The organism is Stenotrophomonas sp. HMSC10F06 (assembly GCF_001807865.1).
Taxonomy (GTDB): Bacteria; Pseudomonadota; Gammaproteobacteria; order Xanthomonadales; family Xanthomonadaceae; genus Stenotrophomonas; species Stenotrophomonas bentonitica_A.
On the sequence record NZ_KV791308.1, the window covers coordinates 109,008 to 130,411 of the forward strand.

General features: G+C 66.6%; 18 protein-coding genes and 1 tRNA gene. 12 read left to right on the forward strand and 7 right to left on the reverse strand.

Annotated elements, in window-relative coordinates; translation table 11 throughout:
* Positions 1 to 21: 21 nt before the first annotated feature.
* From HMPREF3113_RS17495 to HMPREF3113_RS17510, 4 genes are all read left to right on the forward strand, one after another.
* A tRNA-Thr gene (locus tag HMPREF3113_RS17495) sits at positions 22 to 97 on the forward strand.
* 93 nt (positions 98 to 190) lie between these two features.
* Positions 191 to 1,111: an arginase gene (gene rocF / locus HMPREF3113_RS17500; RefSeq protein WP_019185521.1), complete on the forward strand. Its 921-nt coding sequence runs from the start codon at positions 191 to 193 to the stop codon at positions 1,109 to 1,111.
* 191 nt (positions 1,112 to 1,302) lie between these two features.
* Positions 1,303 to 1,440 (forward strand): entericidin A/B family lipoprotein, encoded by a 138-nt coding sequence (locus HMPREF3113_RS17505; protein ID WP_019185522.1) that lies wholly within the window; start codon positions 1,303 to 1,305, stop codon positions 1,438 to 1,440.
* A 201-nt stretch (positions 1,441 to 1,641) separates the two neighbouring features.
* On the forward strand, positions 1,642 to 1,863 hold the full coding sequence (locus HMPREF3113_RS17510) for a CsbD family protein (RefSeq protein WP_019185523.1): 222 nt from the start codon (positions 1,642 to 1,644) through the stop codon (positions 1,861 to 1,863).
* 90 nt (positions 1,864 to 1,953) lie between these two features.
* On the opposite strand, the gene HMPREF3113_RS17515 is transcribed toward HMPREF3113_RS17510, so the two are convergent.
* Entirely contained in the window at positions 1,954 to 2,754 is an 801-nt protein-coding gene (locus tag HMPREF3113_RS17515) for a hypothetical protein (protein ID WP_070474390.1), read from the reverse strand.
* A gap of 107 nt (positions 2,755 to 2,861) precedes the next feature.
* Between HMPREF3113_RS17515 and HMPREF3113_RS17520 the strand changes: the two genes are divergently transcribed.
* The 4 genes from HMPREF3113_RS17520 to HMPREF3113_RS17535 all read left to right on the forward strand — a co-directional run bounded on the left by HMPREF3113_RS17520 (position 2,862) and on the right by HMPREF3113_RS17535 (position 7,347).
* On the forward strand, positions 2,862 to 4,151 hold the full coding sequence (locus HMPREF3113_RS17520) for a tryptophan--tRNA ligase (protein WP_070474392.1): 1,290 nt from the start codon (positions 2,862 to 2,864) through the stop codon (positions 4,149 to 4,151).
* 169 nt (positions 4,152 to 4,320) lie between these two features.
* The gene (locus HMPREF3113_RS17525) at positions 4,321 to 4,650 is read left to right on the forward strand and encodes a hypothetical protein (protein WP_019185526.1); all 330 of its coding nucleotides are present in this window, start codon (positions 4,321 to 4,323) and stop codon (positions 4,648 to 4,650) included.
* 40 nt (positions 4,651 to 4,690) lie between these two features.
* Positions 4,691 to 5,623 (forward strand): MBL fold metallo-hydrolase, encoded by a 933-nt coding sequence (locus tag HMPREF3113_RS17530; protein WP_070474393.1) that lies wholly within the window; start codon positions 4,691 to 4,693, stop codon positions 5,621 to 5,623.
* 71 nt (positions 5,624 to 5,694) lie between these two features.
* Complete coding sequence (locus HMPREF3113_RS17535; protein WP_070474396.1) at positions 5,695 to 7,347, forward strand: M28 family metallopeptidase; 1,653 nt, start codon at positions 5,695 to 5,697, stop codon at positions 7,345 to 7,347.
* Positions 7,348 to 7,586: 239 nt separating this feature from the next.
* Here the strand turns inward: HMPREF3113_RS17535 and HMPREF3113_RS17540 are convergent, their stop codons facing one another.
* Positions 7,587 to 8,921 carry an MFS transporter gene (locus HMPREF3113_RS17540; protein WP_019185530.1) on the reverse strand — a complete coding sequence of 445 codons (1,335 nt, stop codon included), beginning with the start codon at positions 8,919 to 8,921 and terminating at the stop codon, positions 7,587 to 7,589.
* A 177-nt stretch (positions 8,922 to 9,098) separates the two neighbouring features.
* Between HMPREF3113_RS17540 and yedA the strand changes: the two genes are divergently transcribed.
* Together yedA and rarD are read left to right on the forward strand one after the other, a co-directional pair.
* Positions 9,099 to 10,001: a drug/metabolite exporter YedA gene (yedA, locus tag HMPREF3113_RS17545; RefSeq protein WP_070474400.1), complete on the forward strand. Its 903-nt coding sequence runs from the start codon at positions 9,099 to 9,101 to the stop codon at positions 9,999 to 10,001.
* Positions 9,998 to 10,918 carry an EamA family transporter RarD gene (gene rarD, locus HMPREF3113_RS17550; RefSeq protein ID WP_070474403.1) on the forward strand — a complete coding sequence of 307 codons (921 nt, stop codon included), beginning with the start codon at positions 9,998 to 10,000 and terminating at the stop codon, positions 10,916 to 10,918. Before yedA ends, rarD begins: the two co-directional genes overlap by 4 nt.
* 472 nt (positions 10,919 to 11,390) lie before the next feature.
* Here the strand turns inward: rarD and HMPREF3113_RS17555 are convergent, their stop codons facing one another.
* The 5 genes from HMPREF3113_RS17555 to HMPREF3113_RS17575 form a co-directional block, all read right to left on the reverse strand.
* Positions 11,391 to 14,213: a TonB-dependent receptor plug domain-containing protein gene (locus tag HMPREF3113_RS17555; protein WP_070474406.1), complete on the reverse strand. Its 2,823-nt coding sequence runs from the start codon at positions 14,211 to 14,213 to the stop codon at positions 11,391 to 11,393.
* Positions 14,214 to 14,643: 430 nt separating this feature from the next.
* The gene (locus HMPREF3113_RS17560; RefSeq protein WP_070474521.1) at positions 14,644 to 15,954 is read right to left on the reverse strand and encodes an ABC transporter permease; all 1,311 of its coding nucleotides are present in this window, start codon (positions 15,952 to 15,954) and stop codon (positions 14,644 to 14,646) included.
* A 10-nt stretch (positions 15,955 to 15,964) separates the two neighbouring features.
* Positions 15,965 to 17,125, reverse strand: coding sequence for an ABC transporter permease (locus HMPREF3113_RS17565; protein ID WP_046274366.1), 1,161 nt, complete (start codon positions 17,123 to 17,125; stop codon positions 15,965 to 15,967).
* A 14-nt stretch (positions 17,126 to 17,139) separates the two neighbouring features.
* Positions 17,140 to 17,829, reverse strand: coding sequence for an ABC transporter ATP-binding protein (locus HMPREF3113_RS17570; protein WP_070474409.1), 690 nt, complete (start codon positions 17,827 to 17,829; stop codon positions 17,140 to 17,142).
* Positions 17,830 to 18,023: 194 nt separating this feature from the next.
* Complete coding sequence (locus HMPREF3113_RS17575; protein ID WP_070474413.1) at positions 18,024 to 19,259, reverse strand: efflux RND transporter periplasmic adaptor subunit; 1,236 nt, start codon at positions 19,257 to 19,259, stop codon at positions 18,024 to 18,026.
* Positions 19,260 to 19,538: 279 nt separating this feature from the next.
* Between HMPREF3113_RS17575 and HMPREF3113_RS17580 the strand changes: the two genes are divergently transcribed.
* Both HMPREF3113_RS17580 and HMPREF3113_RS17585 read left to right on the forward strand, forming a co-directional pair.
* Positions 19,539 to 20,774 carry a sensor histidine kinase gene (locus HMPREF3113_RS17580; protein WP_070474416.1) on the forward strand — a complete coding sequence of 412 codons (1,236 nt, stop codon included), beginning with the start codon at positions 19,539 to 19,541 and terminating at the stop codon, positions 20,772 to 20,774.
* Positions 20,771 to 21,373, forward strand: coding sequence for a response regulator transcription factor (locus HMPREF3113_RS17585; RefSeq protein WP_046274363.1), 603 nt, complete (start codon positions 20,771 to 20,773; stop codon positions 21,371 to 21,373). Before HMPREF3113_RS17580 ends, HMPREF3113_RS17585 begins: the two co-directional genes overlap by 4 nt.
* Positions 21,374 to 21,404 lie beyond the last annotated feature (31 nt).

Genomic DNA, 21,404 nt, shown 5'->3' on the forward strand with positions numbered 1-21,404 from the left:
TCCTCCCGCCGCGATGCCCATGCCGGCATAGCTCAGTTGGTAGAGCAACCGCCTTGTAAGCGGTAGGTCCCCAGTTCGAATCCGGGTGCCGGCACCATTGATGCACAGTCGATGACGACTGCTGCAGCGCCGCGAGTCGTATCACGCCGCGCTGGCTATGCTGGTCCTCTTTGCAATGGAGGCAACAGCGATGGCGATGTATTCCCCGGTGTCCCTGATTGGCGTGCCCACCGATATCGGTGCGGGCCACCGTGGCGCAGGACTGGGACCGGACGCCCTGCGCATCGCGGGCCTGGGTGACGCGCTCACCGCGCGCGGCGTGGAGGTGCGCGACCTCGGCAACCTGGACGGCCCGCGCAACCCGTGGACGGCACCGGTGCAGGGCTACCGCCATCTGGACGAGGTGGTGGCCTGGAACCGCGCGCTGATGGAGGCGACCTACACCGAACTGCAGGCCGGCCGCATGCCGATCATGCTCGGTGGCGACCACTGCCTGGGGATCGGTTCGATCACCGCGGTCGCGCGCTGGTGCCGCGAGCAGGGCAAGGACCTGCGCGTGCTGTGGCTGGATGCGCATTCGGATTTCAACACCAGCGAGGTCACGCCCTCGGGCAACGTGCACGGCATGCCGGTGGCCTGCCTGTGCGGGCTGGGCCCGGACGCGCTGACCCGCCTCGGTGGTGATGCCCCGGCGATCCGCCCGCAGCAGGTGCACCAGATCGGCATCCGCTCGGTGGACCAGGAAGAGAAGCGGCTGATCAAGCAGCACCAGGTGGATGTCTACGACATGCGCTACATCGACGAAGCCGGCATGAAGCGCACCATGGAGGCGGCGCTGGCCGGCATCGATGCCAACACGCACCTGCACGTCAGCTTCGACGTGGACTTCCTGGACCCCAGCATCGCGCCGGGCGTGGGCACGACGGTGCCGGGCGGGGTCAACTACCGCGAAGCGCAGCTGGTGATGGAGATGATCGCCGACACCGGGCGCATGGGCTCGCTGGACATCGTCGAGCTGAATCCGCTGCTGGACAACCGCAACGCCACCGCCGAACTGGCCGTCGATCTGGTCGAAAGCCTGTTCGGAAAATCGACGCTGATGCGCGATTGAGCAAGGCTGGCTGAACCGTATTTGCGTGCATTCACATCCGCTGCACGCCTCTCCCGCCAGATTGCACTTCACGCGGCGCCGTGTGGTTGAACCCACGGCACTGCAGGTCGGGAAGGGGAGCTGCGCTGGCGTGCTCTTCTGACAGGCGGGACCGGATTTCGGTATTGAATTTGAACAACCAGGAGAACCCCATGAAGCGTGTTATCGCACTGATGCTGTTGTCGATGTTCTCGGTGGCCATGCTGTCCGGCTGCAACACCGTTGCCGGTGCCGGCAAGGACGTGCAGAAGGCCGGTGAAACGGTCGAAGGCGCTGCCAAGGGCAACTGATCCAACGGATCAGTCGTCAACGGAAAAGGCCGGGATTTCCCGGCCTTTTTCATGTCCGCCAAATGGCGGCGGAACGCGTGCAGTGGTGAATCATTCAAGCTCGTGAGCGTGCGTTTCATCGCTGCTTGACCGCGCGGCAACGCGGCCACGCGCATTCTGGACCCACGGCGAAATGGCCGTTGCAATCAAGGATGCGAACCCATGAACAAAGACATCATTTCCGGCAAGTGGACGCAGCTCAAGGGCAAGGCGCAGGCCAAGTGGGGCGACCTGACCGACGACGATTTCAAGGTGGCCGAAGGCAATGCCGAGTACCTGGCAGGGCGCCTGCAGGAACGCTATGGCTGGGCACGCGACCGTGCTGAAACCGAAGTCCGCGACTTCGAAGCGGCCATGCGCAAGGATTATCCGGATTACCACTGAGTGGTGATCCATGACGACGGCGCCGCCGTCGGGGGTTGAAACCGGAACGGGCCGCGAAAGCGGCCCGTTTTCTGTGGGGCACCTGCGCGATCAGCGGCGGCGCTGCGGCGGGGGATCGGGCACGTATTGGCCCGGGAAGGCCTGGGGCTCGTCGCGCACCGGGGCGCTTGACCTTGGAATGATCCCGCGTGCCACCAGATTGCGCTCGCTGTCGTAACGCACCTGCACCTGCTGCGTCGGAAAGGCCGTGTCGCGTTCGAACGCGGTGTTGCGCACCCGCGACGGCTCGCGCTGGCCGTGGCCGGTGCCCAGTTGCGGTGCCGGGGCGGTGGAACCGGTCACCCGCACACGCTCCGTCGTCGAGGAGCGTGCCTGTGGGCGTGCCCTGGCATCGGCGGAGTCGGCCACGGCGGGGGCGGCTTCCCATGACACCCGCCCCGCCTCGCGGAACACGGCCACGCCGATCACGCCGATGTTGGCCGGGCGTCCGGTGCGGCCGGCGTAGCTGCGGTCCGGATCGGTGAACACGAACTGGGCGACCTCGTCGGCGGATTTGCGCCAGCCATGGATGTCGGTGGTCTGCCACGGGTTGAGCACGTAGCCGGTCTGGTGGGGCGCGGCCACCTCGCCGCTGATGGCATTCAGGCCATCGACCGAGAGCACCACCAGCACGCGCTCGGCGCTGCCGTTGCGCAGGCGCACGCTGTAACGGTGGCCCTGCTGGCCCGCGATCCAGCGCTGGCCGTCCTGGCGGTACTGGGTCAGGGCCTGGCCGCTGTCGCGGTCGATCACCGTCAGGTGGACCGGCCCGGTGTCGTAACGAAGTGGCAGCGCCGGCTTGAACCCGCACAGGGCCAGCACGGCAAGCAGGGGCAGGATCAAACGTTTCATGGCAGGGCTCCGCAGGGCAGGTGCACGATCAAACGCACGGGCCGGGCCAACGGGGTCGAGCGCGGGCAGGTAAACTGGGGCGGTTCATCTGTCCGCATTGATTCCCCATGACTACCCGCGTCCTTACCGGCATCACCCCCTCCGGCACGCCCCACCTGGGCAACTACGTCGGCGCCATCCGTCCGGCGATCACCGCCAGCCAGGCCTCGGAAATCGAGAGCTTCTTCTTCCTGGCCGACCTGCACAGCCTGATCAAGGCGCAGGAGCCCGAGCGCACCCAGCGCTCCACGCTGGAGATCGCGGCAAGCTGGCTGGCGTGCGGGCTGGATCCGGACAAGGTGTGGTTCTACCGGCAGAGCGACATCCCGGAAACCACCGAGCTGATGTGGTTCCTGACCGTGATCGCCAGCAAGGGCATCCTCAACCGCGCGCATGCCTACAAGGCCGCCGTGGACAAGAACCGCGAAGAGCAGCTCGACGACGATGCCGGGGTCAGCGCGGGGCTGTTCATGTACCCGGTACTGATGGCCGCCGACATCCTGATCTTCAAGGCCAACCGCGTGCCGGTCGGCCGCGACCAGATCCAGCACATCGAGATGGCGCGCGATTTCGCGCAGCGCTTCAACCACGTCTACGGCCAGGAGTTCTTCCCGCTGCCGGAGGTGGTGATCGATGAGCAGGTCGCTACGCTGGCGGGCCTGGACGGCCGCAAGATGAGCAAGAGTTACCACAACACCATTCCGCTGTTCGCCCCGCGCGCGGAGTTGAAGAAGCTGGTGTTCTCGATCCTCACCGATTCGCGCGCGCCGGGTGAGCCCAAGAGCACCGAAGGCTCGGCGTTGTTCCAGATGTACCAGGCCTTCGCCACCCCGGAGCAGACCGCTGCGTTCGCGCAGGCCTTCGCCGAGGGCATCAGCTGGGGCGATGCCAAGCAGCAGCTGTTCGAGCGGATCGACAGCGAGATCACCCCGCTGCGCGAACGCTATGACGCCCTGATGGCCGAGCCGGAGAAGATCGAGGCGCTGCTGCGCCGTCGTGGCCAGCAGCTGCGCGAGCAGTTCGCCGTGCCGCTGCTGAAGGAGCTGCGCCATGCGGTTGGCCTGCGCGATCTGTCCACCGCCGGTGATGTACCCAGTGAGGAAAGCGGCGCTGCGCGCGCGGCACCGCCGCTGTTCAAGCAGTACCGCGAAAAGGACGGCCGCTTCTACTTCAAGCTGCAGGCCGGTGACGGCACGCTGCTGATCCAGAGCGAGGGCTTTGATTCGCCGCGCGACGCCGGCCAGCTGATCGGCGTGCTCAAGCAGACCGAGCATGGTGACGGGCTGCAGAGCGAATTGTTCAAGGTCGAGGCGGAGGTGGATGTCGTGCTTGCCGCACTGCAGGCACTGCGCGAGTAACGCCGCCTGCTGGCCAACACCCAGCCACCCGCAGCACCACGTAGTGCCGGCCGCTGGCCGGCAACCAGGCGACCGCGCCATCACACAGGCGTCGGCCGTTGGCCGGTGCCACCGCTATGGCATGATGCCCCTGCACGCCGCGGGGCGTGATCCTGCACGGGAGACTGCGATGGCCTGGTTGTCGTTGTTGTTGTTCCTGCCCTGGTTCGTGCTGCTGGGCACGCTGTACTGGCTGTTCCCCCGCCAGCCGCGTGGCACCGCGCGCCGCGTGTTCGACGGCGCCGCGCTGGTGCTGGCCTTCGTGCTGAGCATCCTGGCGATGCTGTGGGGCCACCATATCGGCGTGGTCCAGAACGATGCCGGTCCAATCTGGCGGCAGGTACTGGCCGTGCTCTATGCCTACGGTGCCTTCCTGGCGGTGATGGTGGCCGCGGTGCTGCTGCGCGGGCCATTGCTGAGCGCGACTGCGACCAAAGCCGCATCGAAGCCGCTGCACTGATCGACGTAAGATGGGGGCGTTTCGTGCCAGGGATGCGTTGATGCACTCCGACCCCAGCATTCATACGATCGACACCGCGTTCCAGCGGGATGATTTCGATGCCGCCTACCTGATCGTCGAGAACGGCCGGGCAGCGTTCATCGATTGCGGCACCGGCCTGGCCGTGCCGGCGATGCTCGCCGCGTTGAGGCGCGCCGGCTGCACGCCCGAGCAGGTCGACTGGCTGATCCTGACCCATGTGCATCTCGACCACGCCGGCGGTGCCGGCCTGCTGATGCAGCAGCTGCCCAACGCCACCCTGGTGGTGCATCCGCGTGGTGCGCCGCATATGGTCGACCCGACCCGCCTGATCGCCGGGGCCACCGAGGTCTACGGTGAAGCGGAGATCGCGCGCAGCTATGGGCCGATCCTGGCCGTTGCCGCTGACCGGGTGGTGATCGCCGAAGATGGCCACACCGTGGATCTGGCCGGGCGCACGCTGCTGTGCGTGGATACGCCGGGGCACGCCCGCCATCACCTGTGTGTGTGGGATGCGCGCAGCCGCAGCTGGTTCACCGGCGACACCTTCGGGCTGTCCTACCGCGAGCTGGACAGCGCGCAGGGCGCCTTCATCGTGCCCACCTCCTCACCGGTGCAGTTCGATCCGGAGCCGCTGAAGCAGTCGATCGCAAAGATGCTGGCCTACGATCCGCAGGCCATGTACCTGACCCATTACGGGCGCGTGGCACCCCCGCGGAAACTGGCTGACGATCTCGTCGAACAGATCGATGCCATGGTCGAGATCGGTCGCCAATGCGATGGTCGGCCGGATCGGCATCGCTGCCTGGTCGCGGCGTTGACCGCGCTGTACCTGGAACGCGCGCAGGCGCATGGCTGCCCGCTGGATGATGAAGCGGTGGCCCGGGTGCTGGCGATGGATATCGAACTCAACGCCCAGGGCCTGGCGTGCTGGCTGGATCGCGACCGCCGCTAGTGCACGGTCACGGGGGTGTCACGTTACACTCCGGTGTCCTGTTTTCCGTCCTGGTGTCTGCCGTGAATCCGATGCGCATGCTGCTGCTGTCGTCCTGCCTGTTCGTGGGCGGCCTGGCCCACGCCGCCAATGACCTGCCCGGCGGCGGCATCGATCCGGAGGCACTGTCGCGACATGTGCGGATCCTGGCCTCGGACGAGTTCGAGGGCCGCGCCCCGGCCACGCCCGGTGAAGAGCGCACCGTCCAGTACCTGATCGAAGAGTTCAAGAAGTACGGCCTGCAGCCCGGCGGCGTGGATGGCGGCTGGGTGCAGCCGGTGCCGATGGTGCGTGCGCAGGTCGATGGCCCGGTGCGTGCGCAGCTGCGCCAGAAGGGCAAGCAGCGCGCCCTGGTCAATAGCGAGGACGTGACCCTGCAGAGCCTGCGGCCGCAGGATGCGGTGGCGATCAAGAACGCCCCGCTGGTGTTCGTCGGCTACGGCATCGATGCCCCCGAGCGCCACTGGAACGATTACAAGGACGTCGACCTGCACGGCAAGATCGCCGTGGTGCTGATCAACGATGCCGATTTCGAGGCCGACCAGCCGGGCGCATTCGATGGCAAGGCCGTGACCTACTATGGCCGCTGGACCTACAAGTTCGAAGAAGCCGCGCGCCGCGGTGCGCAGGGCGTGCTGATCGTGCACGAGACCGCACCCGCCGCGTATGGCTGGGCCACGGTGAAGAGCTCGGGCACCTCGCCGCTGTTTGATATCGAACGCACCCGCGAGCAGGCCCTGGCCCAGCACGTGCCGGTGCGCGGCTGGATGCAGCGCAGCCTGGCCGAGCAGCTGTTCCGCGATGCGGGCCTGGATTTCGAGGCCGAGAAGCGCCGTGCCATGACCCCGGCCTTCAAGCCGGTGGCCTTGGGCGATGCGCAGCTCTCGGTGGACTTCAAGCTCAAGCGCGAGCAGGTGATCACGCGCAACGTGGTGGCCAAGCTGCCGGGCGGCGCGCACGCCGATGAAGCGGTGATCTTCTCCGCGCATTGGGATGCTTTCGGTATCGGCCAGCCCGATGCCAAGGGCGACCGCATCCGTCGCGGTGCGATCGACAACGCCACCGGCGTGGCCACCGTGCTGGAGCTGGGCCGCGTCTTCGCTGCCGGCCCGCAGCCGCAGCGCACGCTGTACTTCGTGGCGCTGACCGCCGAAGAGAAGGGCCTGCTCGGGGCCAGCTACTACGCCGCGCACCCGCTCGCCCCGCTGGACAAGACCGCCGCCGTGTTGAACATCGAGATGTTCAGCCCGGATGGCCCGACCCGCGACATCGCCTCGTGGGGCAAGGGCCGGGTCTCGCTGGAAGGGGATCTGGAGCGCGTGGCCAAGGCACGTGGCCGCACCTATTCGCCCGATCCGAACCTGGAAGCGGGCTTCTTCTACCGCGCCGACCACTTCGCCTTCGCTCGCCTTGGCGTACCAGCGATCACCATCGGCCCGGGGCTGGACATGCGTGAGGGCGGGATCGAGAAGGGCCGTGAACTGCGCGATGCGTACTTCGCCGCCTGCTACCACCAGGCCTGCGATGCGTGGACCCCAAGCTGGGACCCGAGTGGTCATGCCGCCGACACCCTGCTGGTCTACGACCTGGGCGCGGAACTGGCCAACAGCCGTCGCTGGCCGCAGTGGGAAGAAGGGTCCGAATTCCGCGCCGAGCGCGAGAAGAGCGAATCGGCGCGCCGCTGAAGCGTACCGCAGGCGGCGCTCAGCGCCGCCGCAGCAGGCGCCACGCGCCCCCGCCACTGGCCGCGAGCGCGGCCAGGCAACAGGCCATCATCGCGCCGAACGGTTGACCCATGGCAACGCAGCGCCCGTCAGGGCGCTGCGTTGCGTAAGAGGACGTGCTGGCCTGGGCGAACGCCGCCGGTACCCGCATTGCCAGCATCCACCCGCCCAGCGTGATCGCGGGGCGGGTGGTGCGGCCGTTACTTCCGGGTGCCATCGAGCCAGTTCGGGCCCTTGTTGGTCAGGAAGAACATGTAGACCACCAGCGACACCGCGATGATCGCCGTGACATACACCGCGAACATGCCGACCTGGCCGGTCTTCAGCGCGCCCTGGTACAGCAGCGGCGCGGTACCACCGAACAGCGAATTGGCCATCGCGTAGCCAAAGCCCACGCCCAGCGCGCGCACATGGGTCGGGAACAGCTCGGCTTTGACCACCGCGTTGATCGAAGTGTAGCCGGTCAGGATCACGAAGCCGATGCCCAGCACCAGGAAGGCCATGAACGGATCGTGCTGGTTGGGCAGCTCGGTGATCAGGTACCAGCTGTACAGCACGCCACCGATGCCGAAGAACACCAGCAGGCTTTTGCGGCCGACCATGTCCGACAGCCAGCCGCCGATCGGCTGCAGCACCATCAGGAAGGTCAGCACGCCGAGATTGATCATCGTGCCGGTCATCACGTCATCGCCCGCGAAGGCGCTCTGGATCATCTTCGGCCCGTTGACCGAATAGGTGTAGAACGCCACGGTGCCGCCGGCGGTGATCAGGAAGCACAGCAGCAGCGGACGCCACTGGTTGACGAACAGTTCGCGCATCGAGCCGGAGGCCTTGGCGCGGCCATCGCGGGCGGCATCGATGGAATCGGACTGCAGCGATTCGTCCATGCTGCGGCGCAGCCAGAACACCACGATCGCCGCGACACCGCCGATGCCGAACGCCACGCGCCAGCCCCAGGCGGAGATTTCCGGCTTGCCCCAGAAGGTCAGCATGCCCAGCAGGGTCAGCTGCGCCAGCACGTGGCCGCCGACGAGGGTGACGTAATGGAACGAGGACAGGAAGCCGCGGCGGCCCGGGATGGCGGCTTCGGACATGTAGGTGGCACTGGTGCCGTACTCGCCACCGGTGGCGAAGCCCTGCAGCAGGCGCGCGAACAGCAGGATCACCGCGGCCCAGATGCCGATCTGCGAGGCGGTCGGGGTGATCGCGATCAGGAACGAACAGGCGGCCATCACCGTGACCGACACCGTCAGCGCCAACCGGCGGCCGTAGCGGTCGGCGAAGCGGCCGAAGTACCACGCACCGATCGGGCGCATCAGGAAGGTGGCGGCGAAGATCGCCCACACGTACATCGTGGAGTTCTTGTCGGCGGCCGAGAAGAACTGGGATTCGAAATAGACGGCAAAGACGGAGTAGACGTAGACGTCATACCACTCGACCAGATTACCGGCCGAGCCTTTGAGGGTATTTGAGATGGAGCGCCGCAGGGCGGCCCGTTCGGGGTGTGCCGCAGTGGCGGGGACGGAAGTGCTCATGCAGGGTAGGGGTCCTGGCTGGGAAGCGTTGATTACTCTTGTTACCTTACCGCACGTCAAAAACGGGTGCGTGTCAGGCATCACGGTGCGGCCGGATGAAATCAGCGTGCCAGCACAAAGCGTGCCGCGCCATCGGCAACGGCCTAGAATTCGTGTTCCCCCGCACCGTGGTGGCCCATGGCCGTCCTACCCTCCTCTCCGTCGGCCGCTCCCCGCAGCGGCCTGGTCGTCCTGGCGCTGCTGCTGGTGTACGTGGTCTGGGGGTCCACCTATCTGGGGATCCGGCTGGCGCTGGAGGGCGGCGCACTGCCGCTGACGATGGTCTCCGGCGGCCGCTTCATCATCGCCGGTTCGCTGATGTATGCCGTGTTGCGCTGGCGTGGCTCGCCCGCGCCGACCCGGCGCCAGTGGCGGAACCTGGCGATCATGGGCCTGACCATGCTGGTCCTGGGCAACGGCATGGTGGTACTGGCCGAGCGCACGGTCTCCTCGGGCCTGGCGGCGACCGCCGTGGCCTCGGTGCCGCTGTGGATGGCCCTGTTCGGCGCGATGCGTGGGCAGAACGCCAGCCGCGGCGAGTGGCTGGGCATCGCGATCGGCTTCCTCGGCGTGGTCTGGCTCAACGCCGGCAGCAGCCTGACCGCCTCCCCGCAGGGCCTGATCCTGCTGCTGATCGCCCCGATCGGCTGGGCCTTCGGCTCGATCTGGGCACGCGGCCTGGACCTGCCCAGCCCCTTCATGACCGCCGCCGGGCAGATGCTCTGCGGTGGCGCGATGCTGATCGTGCTCGGCCTGCTCAGCGGCGAACGCCCGACCACCTGGCCCAGCATGAATGGGCTGCTGGCGGTGGCCTACCTGTGCATGTTCGGCTCGATCGTCGCCTTCACCGCCTACGTGTGGCTGCTGCACAACGTGCGCCCGGCACTGGTGGCCAGCTATGCCTACGTCAATCCGGTGATCGCGGTGATCCTGGGCGTGATCATCGGCAACGAGCACTTCGGCGGGCGTGACCTGCTGGCCATGGCAGTGATCCTGGCCGGCGTGGTGGTGCTGACCCTGGCCCGGACGCGCGCGAAGTGAGCCTGCCCGCACCACACAGCCTGCAGGAGCAGCGCCGCGGCCTGGCGATCACCGCGTTCACCTTCACCCTGTGGGGCCTGGTGCCGGTCTACTGGCACCTGCTCAATGCGGTGCCCTCGCAGCAGATCATCGCGCACCGCATCATCTGGAGCACGGTGCTGGTGGTGGCCTGGCTGCTGCTGAGCAACGGCCCGGGCTGGTGGAAGGCCATCGCGGCGCAGCCACGCGCGCTGCCGACGTTGGCGCTGAGCAGCGTGGCGATCGCGTTCAACTGGGGCCTGTACATCTGGGCGATCAACGCCGGGCATGTGATCGAGACCAGTCTGGGCTACTTCATCAATCCGCTGGTGAGCGTGGTGCTCGGCGTGGTGGTGCTCAACGAGCGCCTGCGCCGCCTGCAGTGGCTCGCGGTGGGCTGCGCGGCGCTCGGTGTGGCATGGCTGACCATCGATGCCGGCAGGCCGCCCTGGATCGCCCTGGGGCTGGCCTGTTCGTTCGGCCTGTACGGGTTGCTGCGCAAGATGATTTCGGTCGACCCGGTGGCGGGGCTCGGGGTGGAGAGTCTGTATCTGTTCCTGCCGGCGATCGGGTTCGCGCTGTGGAGCGAGAACGGGCACGGCGGGGCGTTCTTCAGTGGCTGGGGCTGGCGCAACGATGCGCTGTTGATCCTTGGCGGGGCGGTGACGGCGCTGCCGTTGATCGGGTTTGCGTACGGCGTGAAGCGGATTCCGCTGTCGCTGGTCGGAATCCTGCAGTACATCGCGCCGAGTATCGGGTTGTTGTTGGGCGTGTTCTTTTTCCGCGAGCCGTTCGATACGGCCAAGGCGGTGGGTTTCGCTGCGATCTGGACCGGGTTGCTGCTGTTCATCGGCGACAGCGTGTGGCGGTCGCGGGCGGGTGGTGCGTTGAAGCGCTGAAGGCTGAGAAGCCTGAAAGCCTGAAAGCCTGAAAGCCTGAAAGCTTGAGCCCTGGTTTGCTGGGCTGCGTGGCCAGGCGGGGTGTGGGTGGGTGCGCGGGACCCGCCGTGAACCCATCCATGGCGGCATATGACCTTACATGGGTGAAGGCGCATTGCTTGCGAGGCACTGCCTCGCATGCGACTGAACGCACAGCCGCCAGCGGCTGGGTCGGGCCGCGGAGCGGGACTTGCAGCGGGTCCCGACAACCCACCCGTGCCCGCCCAAGCCAGGGCGAGTCCAGCACTGAAGGCTGTTGTTCCAAGGAGCTATTGCTCCGAAGAGCTGTTGCTCTTAAAGCCATCGATCCAGAAGCCGTCACTCCAAAAGGGCAGCAAAAAAAAGACGGCGCCCGAAGGCGCCGTCTTACTTCCACTCGGCGGCTTGGAGAGAGTAAGCCGCAGATCAGAAAGGGGGGATCAGGCAAGCCCGATCAGAAACGCTGCTGGTACTTCATGTACATGTAACGGCCGATATCGAACCCGCCGTAGTACGTGAAGCTGCTGTTCGGCTGGCTGTACATGATCGGACCCTGATGGTCGAACACATTGTTCACGCCCATCGAAACCGTACCGTTCCACGGCAGCACGTAACGCACCTGGATGTCGTGGAAGGTGTTCGAACCCACCTTGTTGACGCCCTGGCGGCCCGTGTACGCCGAGCTGAAGCCCGGATTGCTGCACTCGGTCGTGTACGCGCAGTTTTCCTTCATGCTGGAGTAGTAGCGCGCCGTCCAGCCCAGGCCGAAGTTGCCGTACTGATAATCCAGGTTGAGGTTCGAACGCACGCGGAAGTTGCCTTCCCAGCCCGTGTACTGGCGCACCGGCGTGGTGTCGACGTTGTCGTTCTTGCGCTCCAGGTAATCCACATACGTGGTGTTCCAGGAGACCGCGAACTTGCCGATCGCCAGTTCCGGCAGGCGGTAACGCACCGAGAGGTCATAGCCGGCGGTTTCCTGGTAGCCGGCGTTGAGCAGCGTACGGTCCAGGCCGTTGACCTGGCCGATGGTGCGGCCCGACTTGGCACGGGTGAAGCGGTCGCATGCGGCATCCACACCCAGCACATAGCACTGGTTGAGCATGTCCGTGGCCGACTCACCGACGATCACGTCGTTGATGCGGATCTTCCACCAGTCCAGGCTCAGGTCCAGGCCCGAGACGAACTCCGGGCTGTAGACCATGCCCACGGTCCAGGTCTTGGCGGTTTCCGGCTTCAGTTCCGGGTTGGAGCCCGAGCTGAAGTCGGTGCCACCCTGCTGGCCCGGTACCGTCGCAGCGCTGCCGTCCGCGGCGAGCTGGCGGAAGTTGGCCGGGACACCATTGGCCAGGCAGCGCGCCAGGACCTGCGGGTTGTTGGCGGCCGCACCGAAGTTGGTATCGCACGGATCGGTGTACGAGTCGCGCGTGCTGGTGGTGCCGCCGTACAGATCTTCCACGGTCGGCGCGCGGAAGCCGGTGCCGTAGGTGGCGCGCACCAGCAGGCTGTCGATCGGCTTCCACTTCAGGCCGAACTTGGTGTTCGTGGTCGAGCCGAAGTTGTTGTAGTCCGAATAGCGGCCGGCCATGTCCAGCGACAGCTCACGCGCGAAGGCCATGTCGGCCAGCAGCGGAACCTGCAGTTCCAGGTAGACCTCGTTGAGCGAGTAATCGCCCTGGGTCGGCTGGCCGGTGGTGCCGGCGATCTGGCCGTTGCGGACCATCAGGTCCGGTGAGTAGCTGGCTTCTTCGCTGCGGTGCTCGACACCCAGTGCACCCAGGATGTCACCGGCCGGCAGGGTGAACAGCGAGCCGGAGATGTTCGCGCTGGCCACCTTGGTGGTGCTCTGCATCTTGTCGGTGAAGCGGGTGAACAGGAAGTCCTGCACGTCCTGGTTGCTCATCGAGCCCGGGCCGGTGTAGCCCATCGGCGCCAGCGGGTTCCACGGGGTGCAACCAGCGATCACGTTGCCGACGCTGCCGCAGTGGGCGACGTTGTTGGCATCCAGGAACGACGGGCCGACCGACTGGTTCACGTTCGGCTGGTACATGCTGCCCGTGCCGATGCGCTCGCCTTCATTGCGGTTGTACATGTAGCTGACGTTCCAGTCCCAGTAACGCGAACCAGTGTCGAAGCTGCCTTCCAGGCCCAGGCTGGCGCGCTTGGTGGTCAGGTTGTTCTCGGTGCCGCGCGGCAGCTCTTCGGTACGGTGCGCGAAGGCAACGTCCTGGCCGAACGGGTTGAACGCGCTGTCCTTGGACAGCAGCGCACGCGAACCGGTGCTCTGGTACGGGTAACCGGCCAGCTGCTTGCTCGACTCGCGCTCGCTGTACAGCGCATCGGCGACCAGGCGCAGGTCATCGGTGATGGAGAAGCCACCGTTGGCGAACACCGACTTGCGCTGCAGACCGGTGAGCAGGCTCATGTTGGTCTTGGTGTTGGCGTCGTTGGCCTTGTCGGCCGGCTTGAAGTTGCCGAGCTGGGTCGGATCGCCGCCCGGGCCCACGCTGAGGTTGCGGCCGTTGACGGTCGCATAGCCCCACGGGGTGACGCCGCTCAGGCCGTCGCCGGTGTGGCGCGGGCCGTTCGGGTATGCGGTGAACGCACGCGCGCCGCCCAGGACCGGATCTTCGTCGGTGTACTCGCCACCCACGGTGACCCAGCCACGGTCGAAGGTCTTGCCGAAGGTCGCGCTGTAGGCGGTCTTCTGGCCGTCGCCTTCGCTGTACTGGCCGACGTAGGCGCTGACTTCGGCACCGTCGAAGTTCTTGCGGGTGATGATGTTGACCACGCCGGCAATGGCGTCCGAGCCGTACAGGGCCGAGGCACCGTCGGTCAGCACTTCCACGCGCTCCACGATCGAGGACGGGATCGAGGCCAGGTCGGAGTAACCGCCGGCGCTGACGCCCATGCGGCGGCCGTCGATCAGCACCAGGCTGCGTTCCGGGCCCAGGTTGCGCAGGCTCACGTACATGCCGCCGAAGTCGCGGCCCGATTCCAGCGAGGAGGCACGGCTCATGCTCGGCGAACCGGCGGCGGTGACGTCCTGCAGGATGTCGGCGACGTTGACGTAGCCCTTCTTCTCGATCTCGGCGCGGTTCAGCGCGACGACCGGCTGGGCGGACTCGACGCTGGCCTGGCGGATGCGCGAGCCGGTGATCTCGATGCGATCGAGGTTGGTGGTGCCGTCATCGGCACTCTGTGCGAAGGCGGGGGCACTGCAGCTGGCGACAAGCGCGATGGCGATCGCGTTGCGCAGCGGATTGGTCTTCAAATACATCCGTGCGTTTCTCTTTCTCTGTAAAAACATTCGCCCGTTCGGGCGGCGTGGGGAACAACACACCACGACGTGGGGGGCGGGAGTCTAATGACTTTTCAAATTTTTTACTTTCATTTGAAAGCGTAAAAAGCGCTGTAAATGAACGATGGCTGACAAAACCACGCATTCAGACGAAACCTTTTTCACATCGTCGCGAGAGGCATGCAGAAGCGGTCCGCCGCGCTGGGTCGATGCGCAATAGCGGCGACGTGCGAAGCAACTTGAGCGCGTGCGATGTTCCTTTGCAGCGTGTGTACAGCTGCGCGCTGGAGAGCTAAACGTGCAGTGAACGTGCGCTGCAAAAAAAAGAACCGCACTCTTGCAAGTGCGGTTCCGGAATTGCTATTTCGCGTGCGCGGTCACGCGCACGCGCGTTGTTCAAACGTATCGCTCAGGTCTCGCGCAACGCCGTGGTGATCGGCAGTCGCGCCGCGCGCAGGGCCGGGAACAAGCCGCCCACCAGGCCAATCCCCAGCGCCCACTTCAGGCCTGTCCACAGCAGCTGCGGCGACACCTGGAACTGGAACACGACCTGGCTGAAATTGTTGCCCAGCGTGGAAACGGTGTAGTTGTTGAACACCAGCCATGCCACCAGACCGCCGAGCAGGCCGCCGAGCAGGGCCAACAACATCGTCTCCAGCATCACCGCGGTCACCACCGGAACGCCACGGAAACCGATCGCACGCATCGTCGCGATCTCTCGGGCACGCGTGGCCACCGCCGCATACATGGTGTTGAGCGCACCGAACACCGCACCGATCGCCATGATCGCGCCGATCACCGTGCCCAGGATGCTGATCAGCTTGCTCAGGCCACCGGACTGCTTGCGGTAGTAGTCACGGGTGGTCTCCACATCCAGCTTCAGGCGCGGGTCGGCCTCCATGGCCGCCTTGAACTGCTGGAAGCCCGCGGCCCCTTCGGTGCGTACGTTGACCGACTGGTAGGCACTGCGGTTGTAGGTGGTGGACAACGTCTGGGTGTCCGACCACAGCTCCGACTCGTGCACATCGTTGGAGGCGAACACGCCCACCACCGTCCACTCCTGCTTGCCCAGCTGCAGGGTCTTGCCGATCTCCAGGCCCTCGAACTGCGCCTGCGCGCCCTTGCCGACCACGATTTCGCGCAGGCCGGGCTTGAACCTGCGGCCGGCGATGATGCGCACGTTGTCGCGCACCGCCCACGCCTGCTCGCCAACGCCGCGGAACTGCACGTTGGTATCGCTGTGGTCGCTGCGCGAGAGCAGGCTGATCACCTGCGACAGCTCGGCGGAGATCAGCGGCTTGCCATCGCTGCCGCGGGCCACGCCGGGCAGGTTCTCGATCAGTGGCACCTGGTCGCGCATGATCACCGAGTTGGTTTCGGCCTGTGAGCCGCCGCGCAGCACGATGGCCACATCATCGCTGCCGCTGCGCTCCAGAGTGGCCTTGAAGCCATCGCCCATCGCCAGCATCGCCACCAGCACCCCGACCACGCCGGCGATGCCGACCACGATCACCGAGGAGGCACCCCAGCGCTGCGGCAGGCTGGCGATGCCGATCCGCGCTGCTGCCAGCGACAGGCGGCCAGTACGGGTGAGCACCAGCCAGGCGGCCAGCAGCACGGCGATGGCCAGCACCATCGACCACGGCAGCACGATCCACACCACCAAGGCGACCAGCAGCGCCAGCACCGTCACGACGTTCCACATCCATTGCTTGTTCATGGTGGTCTCCTCAGCGCCCGGCCAGTGCATCGACGATCTTCAACCGCTGCGCGCGCAGTGCCGGCAGCAGGCCCACCACGATCCCGATCACCGCCATCAGGCACAGCGCCACCCCCCACGTCTGCGCCGGCACGCCGGGCAGGCTGATCATGCCCTGGCTGCTGGCGCTGATCACCGGCATCACGATCGAGGCCAGGCCCATGCCGATCAGCCCGCCGAGCACGATCAGCAGCACCGACTCCACCATCACCAGCACCAGCACGGTGCCATCCTTGAAGCCCAGCGTCTTGAGGATCGCCAGCTCCGGGATGCGCTCGCGCACCGCCTGGGCCATGGTGTTGCCGGTCAGCAGCACCAGGGTGAAGAACACCGCCGCCATGATGCCGGTGACGATCAGGCCGATATCGGCGAACTGCTTGGCAAAGGCCTGCGAGAACGAGGCCTCGGTCTGCGACTTGGTTTCGTGGTCGGAATTCAGCGACAGCGCATCGATCGCCTGGGCGACGCGCGAGGCGTGTGCGGGGTTCTCCAACTGGACGGTATAGAAACTGACCTGGTTCTTGATGTAATCGTTGGATTCATCGAAGTAGCTCCAGTGCAGCATCAGCTGGTTTTCCGCACTGGCGTTGTTGCGGTCCTTGGCCCGGTAGATGCCGCTCAGCACCAGCGGCCAGTCGTTGCTGCCCTTGCGCGGGAAGATCGTGGCCTGCATCGGAATGGTGTCGCCCACTTTCCAGCCGAAGCGCTTGGCCAGGGCTTCACCGACCAGCGCACCGGTCCGGGTGTTCTTGAACGCCTCGGCCTGCTCGGGCGGCAGCTCGAACTCGGGGTACAGGTCCATGTAGTTGTCCGAGACGGAGAAGCTCGGGAAGAAGTTCTTCTGGTCCTGGTAGATGCCGCCGAACCACATCGCGTAGTTGACCTTGCGCACGCCGGGGGTGGCTTCGATATCGCGCAGCAGCCGCAACGGCAGGCTCTGGGTGATCGACAGCTTGGAGGAGACCACCAGCCGCTTGGCACCTTCGATGGTGTCACCGCCGGAGTTGAAGGCAACCCGCACCGAATCGAGCATGCCGAACAGCAGGAAGGCCGCCACCACCGACAACAGCGTCAGCAGGGTGCGGGTCTTGCTGCGGAACAGCTGTGCCCAGACCAGCGAAAAATATTTCATCGCCGCATCCTCCGTCAGTGGGCCGCTGGCGCGCCGGCCAGTTCGCCCTTGTCCAGGTGCACCGTATGGGTGGCGTACTCGGCGGCCTTGGGATCATGGGTGACCATGATGATGGTCTTGCCGTGTTCGCGGTTGAGCTGTTGCAGCAGCCCCAGGATTTCCTCGGCGGACTGGCGGTCCAGGTCGCCGGTGGGCTCATCGCAGATCAGGAAGGTGGGGTCGGAGACGATCGCACGGGCGATCGCCACGCGTTGCTGCTGGCCACCGGACAGTTCGTTCGGGCGGTGGCTGCGGCGGTCGGCCAGGCCGACCAGGGTCAGCGCGATCTCGGCATTGCGCTTGCGTTGTGGGGCGCCCAGGTGGGTGAGCAGCAGTGGCAGCTCCACGTTCTTCTGCGCGGTCAGCATCGGCATCAGGTTGTAGAACTGGAACACGAAGCCGACGTGGTGGCTGCGCCAGGTGGAGAGCTGGCCGCCGCTCATGCGGTCGATGCGTTCGCCTTCGATCTCGATCTCACCGCCGGTGGGCGTGTCCAAGCCACCGATCAGATTGAGCAGGGTGGTCTTGCCCGAGCCGGACGGGCCCATCAGCGCGACGAAATCGCCGGACTGGATGTCCAGGTCGATGCCGTGCAGCACCTGCACTTTCTCGGGGCCGCGCTGGTAGGTCTTGGTGATGTTGCGGAGCGAAACCAGGGTGGACATGGGTGGTTCTCCGTGGATCGGTTGGAAAGACGTACGGCGCGTCCGGGCGAAGGCTTCCGGACGCCAGGGGGACGGGCAGCGCTCACCGTGCGCGCCGGGACGGCACGAGGAAATCGCACTTGCCGCGAGCGTGAGCGGCTCGCGTACCGCGTGGGCGCAGGCCGGTGGCGCATCGGCCACGCAGCCCGTTGTCGTCAGGGGGTTTCGGTGACCTTGCTGCCATCGTGCAGCTCGGCCGGTGGGGTGGTCACCACGACCTCGCCGGCCTTCAGGCCCTGGGTGACCTGGCGGTCGTTGTTGAGCGTGGTACCCACGGTGATCGCGCGCTGTTCCACCCGGGCATCGTCCTTGACCACGAAGGCGACGGTCTTCTGCCCGCGCTCCACGATCGCCGAGGCCGGCACGCGCACGCCCTGCGGCCTGGCGGCTTCGGCGGGGCGGGCGCTTTCCAGGAAGCTGACCCGCACGCCCATCTCGGGAACGATGCGCGGGTCCTTGGCCTTCAGCGCCACGCGCACTTTCACGGTGGCCTTGCCGCGGTCTGCAGTGGGAATGATCGCGATCACCTCGGCCGGAATTTTCCAGTCCGGGTAGGCATTGAGGGTGGCTTCGACCGGCATCTTTGGCTGCACCCGGCCGATGAAGGATTCGCCGACCTCGACCTCGATCTCCAGCGAATCCATGTCCACGATGGTGCCGATGCCGGTCCGGGTAAAACCGCCGCCGGCCGACAGCGGCGAAACGATCTCACCCGGCTGTGCGGCCTTGGCGGTAACCACGCCGGAGAACGGCGCGCGCACGATATTGTTGTCCACGCCCAGATCGGCGATCGCCAGTGAATCGCTGGCCACGGTGGTGTTGCGCTGGGCGGTCTTGAGCTGGGCGCGCAGGGTGTCGCGCTGGGCGATGGCCAGGTCGTACTGGGAACGCGAGACCAGCTGCTGGCCGACCAGTGCCTGCAGGCGCCCGGCCTCGGCATCGGCCTGGGCCACCTGTGCCTGCAGACCGGCCAGTTGGCTGCGTGCGGCCTCGAGCTGCGAGGCCGACAGACTGCGCTGGGCGTTGGCGTCGATCGGGTCGAGCGTGGCCATCACCTGGCCTTCTTCCACGCGCATGCCTTCCTCGATCATCACCTCGCGGACCTTGCCGGTGATCTTGGCCGAGACCGTGGCCATGCGCCGGGCGACCACATAGCCGCTGGCGTCGAGCACCGAGCTGCTTGCGCCGCCCTGCTGGATCGCTACCACCGGGGCGGTGGTCACGGTGATCGGGCGCTCGCGGCCGAACACGAACCAGGCCAGGCCAGCCAACACAATGAGAAGGACGACCGCCAGCGCGATCCAGCGGCCACGTCGCGGGGGCGACGGCGGCGGCGAACCGGCCTTGCGGTCGATACGGAGTTCCTTGAGCAGTTCAGCGGATGCGTTCATCGTGAGTCTGGACGGGGAATCGGGCCGAGTGTGACCGCATCGGCGGCCGAGGGGCAAACCGGCACGGTGGCCGGGTGGTGGACAGCATGCCCGGCGGCCTGGCGCGGCGGCAGTGACAGCTGTCACCTGCACGGGCTGACGACGGCCACTGGGGCCGGGCGGCCCCGGGGGCGACGCTGTGGGTGTCCTCATCGAGTCCACTGCCTTGCCCCTGACCTGCCTTCACGACGTGGAGATCCACCACGGCAGCGCCGCCTGCGGCGCATCGGCTGAAGTGGCATGATCGCGCCTGATCGTCCTGCTTTGGAAACGTCCGTGCCCTCCAGTCGGTTCGCCTCCCTGTTGCGCCCCGCGCCGGACTCGGCCGTGGCCGAGAACATACGGCGCGGCAAATCGCCGTGGGTCGATGCGATCCACCTGCTGTGGACGCTGTGGGTGTTCCTGACGCCGTTGTTCGGCGGCGGCTACACCTGGCGCTGGGCGGCGCTGACCCTGCTGACCTACCCGGTGTTCCTCGTGCTGTACGCCGGGGTGCTGCTGGCGCCGCGCTGCCACGCGCCGCGCTACGCGCTGTCGATGGTGGTGCTGGGGCTGGTGCCGCAGGCGTGGTACCCCTCGGCAGTGAGCTATTTCATCTTCGGCTGCGTCACGCTGCGCGTCTCGCGCCGCAGTGGCTATGGGCGCTATCTGCTGCAGCTGGTGGGATTGAACGCGCTGTTCGTGGTGGTGGGCTTGCTGGCCCATTACCCTTGGCAGGCGCTGATCTGGATTCCGAGCATGGCGATGATCATCAGCCTGGTGGTCAACTTCGAGACCGCCAGCCATGAACAGGATGCGGCGCTGCAGCTGTCCCAGGACGAAGTGCGTCGGCTGGCGGCGACCGCCGAACGTGAGCGCATCGGTCGCGATCTGCACGACCTGCTGGGGCATACGCTGTCCTTGATCACCTTGAAGCTGGAGCTTTCGCGCAAATTGTTCGAGCGCGATCCGGATGGCTCGCGCCGCGAAGTGGCCGAAGCCGAAACGATCGCGCGCCAGGCCTTGGCCGAAGTACGCAGTGCGGTCACCGGGATCCGCGCCAGTGATCTGGCCGCCGAACTGGCCTCGGCCCGGTTGCTGCTGGAGTACCAGCACGTGCATCTGCACTACGCGCCACCGCCACCGATGCCCGTCGATATCGAGCGCGCGCTGTCGCTGGTCCTGCGCGAGGCGGTGACCAACGTCGCCCGCCACGCGCAGGCGCGGCAGGCGTGGATCACCTTCGAGCAGGACGGGCGCACTTTGTCGATGCAGATCCGCGATGACGGGCGTGGCGGTGCCCACGTGGATGGCAACGGCCTGACCGGCATGCGCGAACGGGTCGCTGCCCTGCGTGGCACGCTGGTGCTGCACGCGGTGAAGGGCGAGGGGACCTCCGTAACGGTCCGCGTGACCTTGCCGGCCGCGACCACGGCGGTGGTGGCGCCTGTGGCGGTGGCGACCGCGCCGTCGCTGCCGGCCGGGGGCGCATCATGATCCGCATCGTGCTGGCTGAAGACCAGGCGATGGTACGCGGCGCGCTGTCGGCGCTGCTCGGGCTGGAGCCGGACATCGAGGTGCTGGGCAGTGCCGCAGATGGCGAGGCTGCATGGCGGATGCTGCAGCAGCTCAAGCCGGACATCCTGGTCACCGATATCGAAATGCCGGGTTTGTCCGGGCTGGAACTGGCGCAGCGGATCGCCCGCCAGGGCCTGCCGATCAAGGTGGTGATCGTGACCACCTTCGCGCGTTCGGGCTTCCTGCGCCGCGCACTGGATGCCGGCGTCTGTGGTTACCTGCTCAAGGATGCACCGGCCGAACGCCTGGCCGATGCACTGCGCCAGGTGCAGCACGGCGGCCGCGCGATCGACCCGCAGTTGGCGCTGGATGCATGGTCGCAGGCCGACCCGCTCAACGATCGCGAGCGCCAGGTGCTGCGCCTGTCCGGCGACGGCCGCTCGGCCAGCGAGATCGCCACGCAGCTGGGGCTGTCGCACGGCACCGTGCGCAACTACCTGTCCGAGTGCATCGGCAAGCTTGGCGTGGCCAACCGCATCGAAGCCTACCGGCTGGCGCGGCAGAAAGGCTGGTTGTAGTGCCGGCCGCTGGCCGGCTCCCGTTATTCTT

What these genes read in the sequence shown, in the direction of transcription:
- rocF (WP_019185521.1), top strand. Translation starts at nt 191, where the DNA reads ATGGCGATGTATTCCCCGGTGTCCCTGATTGGCGTGCCCACCGATATC.
- HMPREF3113_RS17505 (WP_019185522.1), top strand. Translation starts at nt 1,303, where the DNA reads ATGAAGCGTGTTATCGCACTGATGCTGTTGTCGATGTTCTCGGTGGCC.
- HMPREF3113_RS17510 (WP_019185523.1), top strand. Translation starts at nt 1,642, where the DNA reads ATGAACAAAGACATCATTTCCGGCAAGTGGACGCAGCTCAAGGGCAAG.
- HMPREF3113_RS17515 (WP_070474390.1), bottom strand. Translation starts at nt 2,754, where the DNA reads ATGAAACGTTTGATCCTGCCCCTGCTTGCCGTGCTGGCCCTGTGCGGG.
- HMPREF3113_RS17520 (WP_070474392.1), top strand. Translation starts at nt 2,862, where the DNA reads ATGACTACCCGCGTCCTTACCGGCATCACCCCCTCCGGCACGCCCCAC.
- HMPREF3113_RS17525 (WP_019185526.1), top strand. Translation starts at nt 4,321, where the DNA reads ATGGCCTGGTTGTCGTTGTTGTTGTTCCTGCCCTGGTTCGTGCTGCTG.
- HMPREF3113_RS17530 (WP_070474393.1), top strand. Translation starts at nt 4,691, where the DNA reads ATGCACTCCGACCCCAGCATTCATACGATCGACACCGCGTTCCAGCGG.
- HMPREF3113_RS17535 (WP_070474396.1), top strand. Translation starts at nt 5,695, where the DNA reads ATGCGCATGCTGCTGCTGTCGTCCTGCCTGTTCGTGGGCGGCCTGGCC.
- HMPREF3113_RS17540 (WP_019185530.1), bottom strand. Translation starts at nt 8,921, where the DNA reads ATGAGCACTTCCGTCCCCGCCACTGCGGCACACCCCGAACGGGCCGCC.
- yedA (WP_070474400.1), top strand. Translation starts at nt 9,099, where the DNA reads ATGGCCGTCCTACCCTCCTCTCCGTCGGCCGCTCCCCGCAGCGGCCTG.
- HMPREF3113_RS17555 (WP_070474406.1), bottom strand. Translation starts at nt 14,213, where the DNA reads ATGTATTTGAAGACCAATCCGCTGCGCAACGCGATCGCCATCGCGCTT.
- HMPREF3113_RS17560 (WP_070474521.1), bottom strand. Translation starts at nt 15,954, where the DNA reads ATGAACAAGCAATGGATGTGGAACGTCGTGACGGTGCTGGCGCTGCTG.
- HMPREF3113_RS17565 (WP_046274366.1), bottom strand. Translation starts at nt 17,125, where the DNA reads ATGAAATATTTTTCGCTGGTCTGGGCACAGCTGTTCCGCAGCAAGACC.
- HMPREF3113_RS17570 (WP_070474409.1), bottom strand. Translation starts at nt 17,829, where the DNA reads ATGTCCACCCTGGTTTCGCTCCGCAACATCACCAAGACCTACCAGCGC.
- HMPREF3113_RS17575 (WP_070474413.1), bottom strand. Translation starts at nt 19,259, where the DNA reads ATGAACGCATCCGCTGAACTGCTCAAGGAACTCCGTATCGACCGCAAG.
- HMPREF3113_RS17580 (WP_070474416.1), top strand. Translation starts at nt 19,539, where the DNA reads ATGATCGCGCCTGATCGTCCTGCTTTGGAAACGTCCGTGCCCTCCAGT.
- HMPREF3113_RS17585 (WP_046274363.1), top strand. Translation starts at nt 20,771, where the DNA reads ATGATCCGCATCGTGCTGGCTGAAGACCAGGCGATGGTACGCGGCGCG.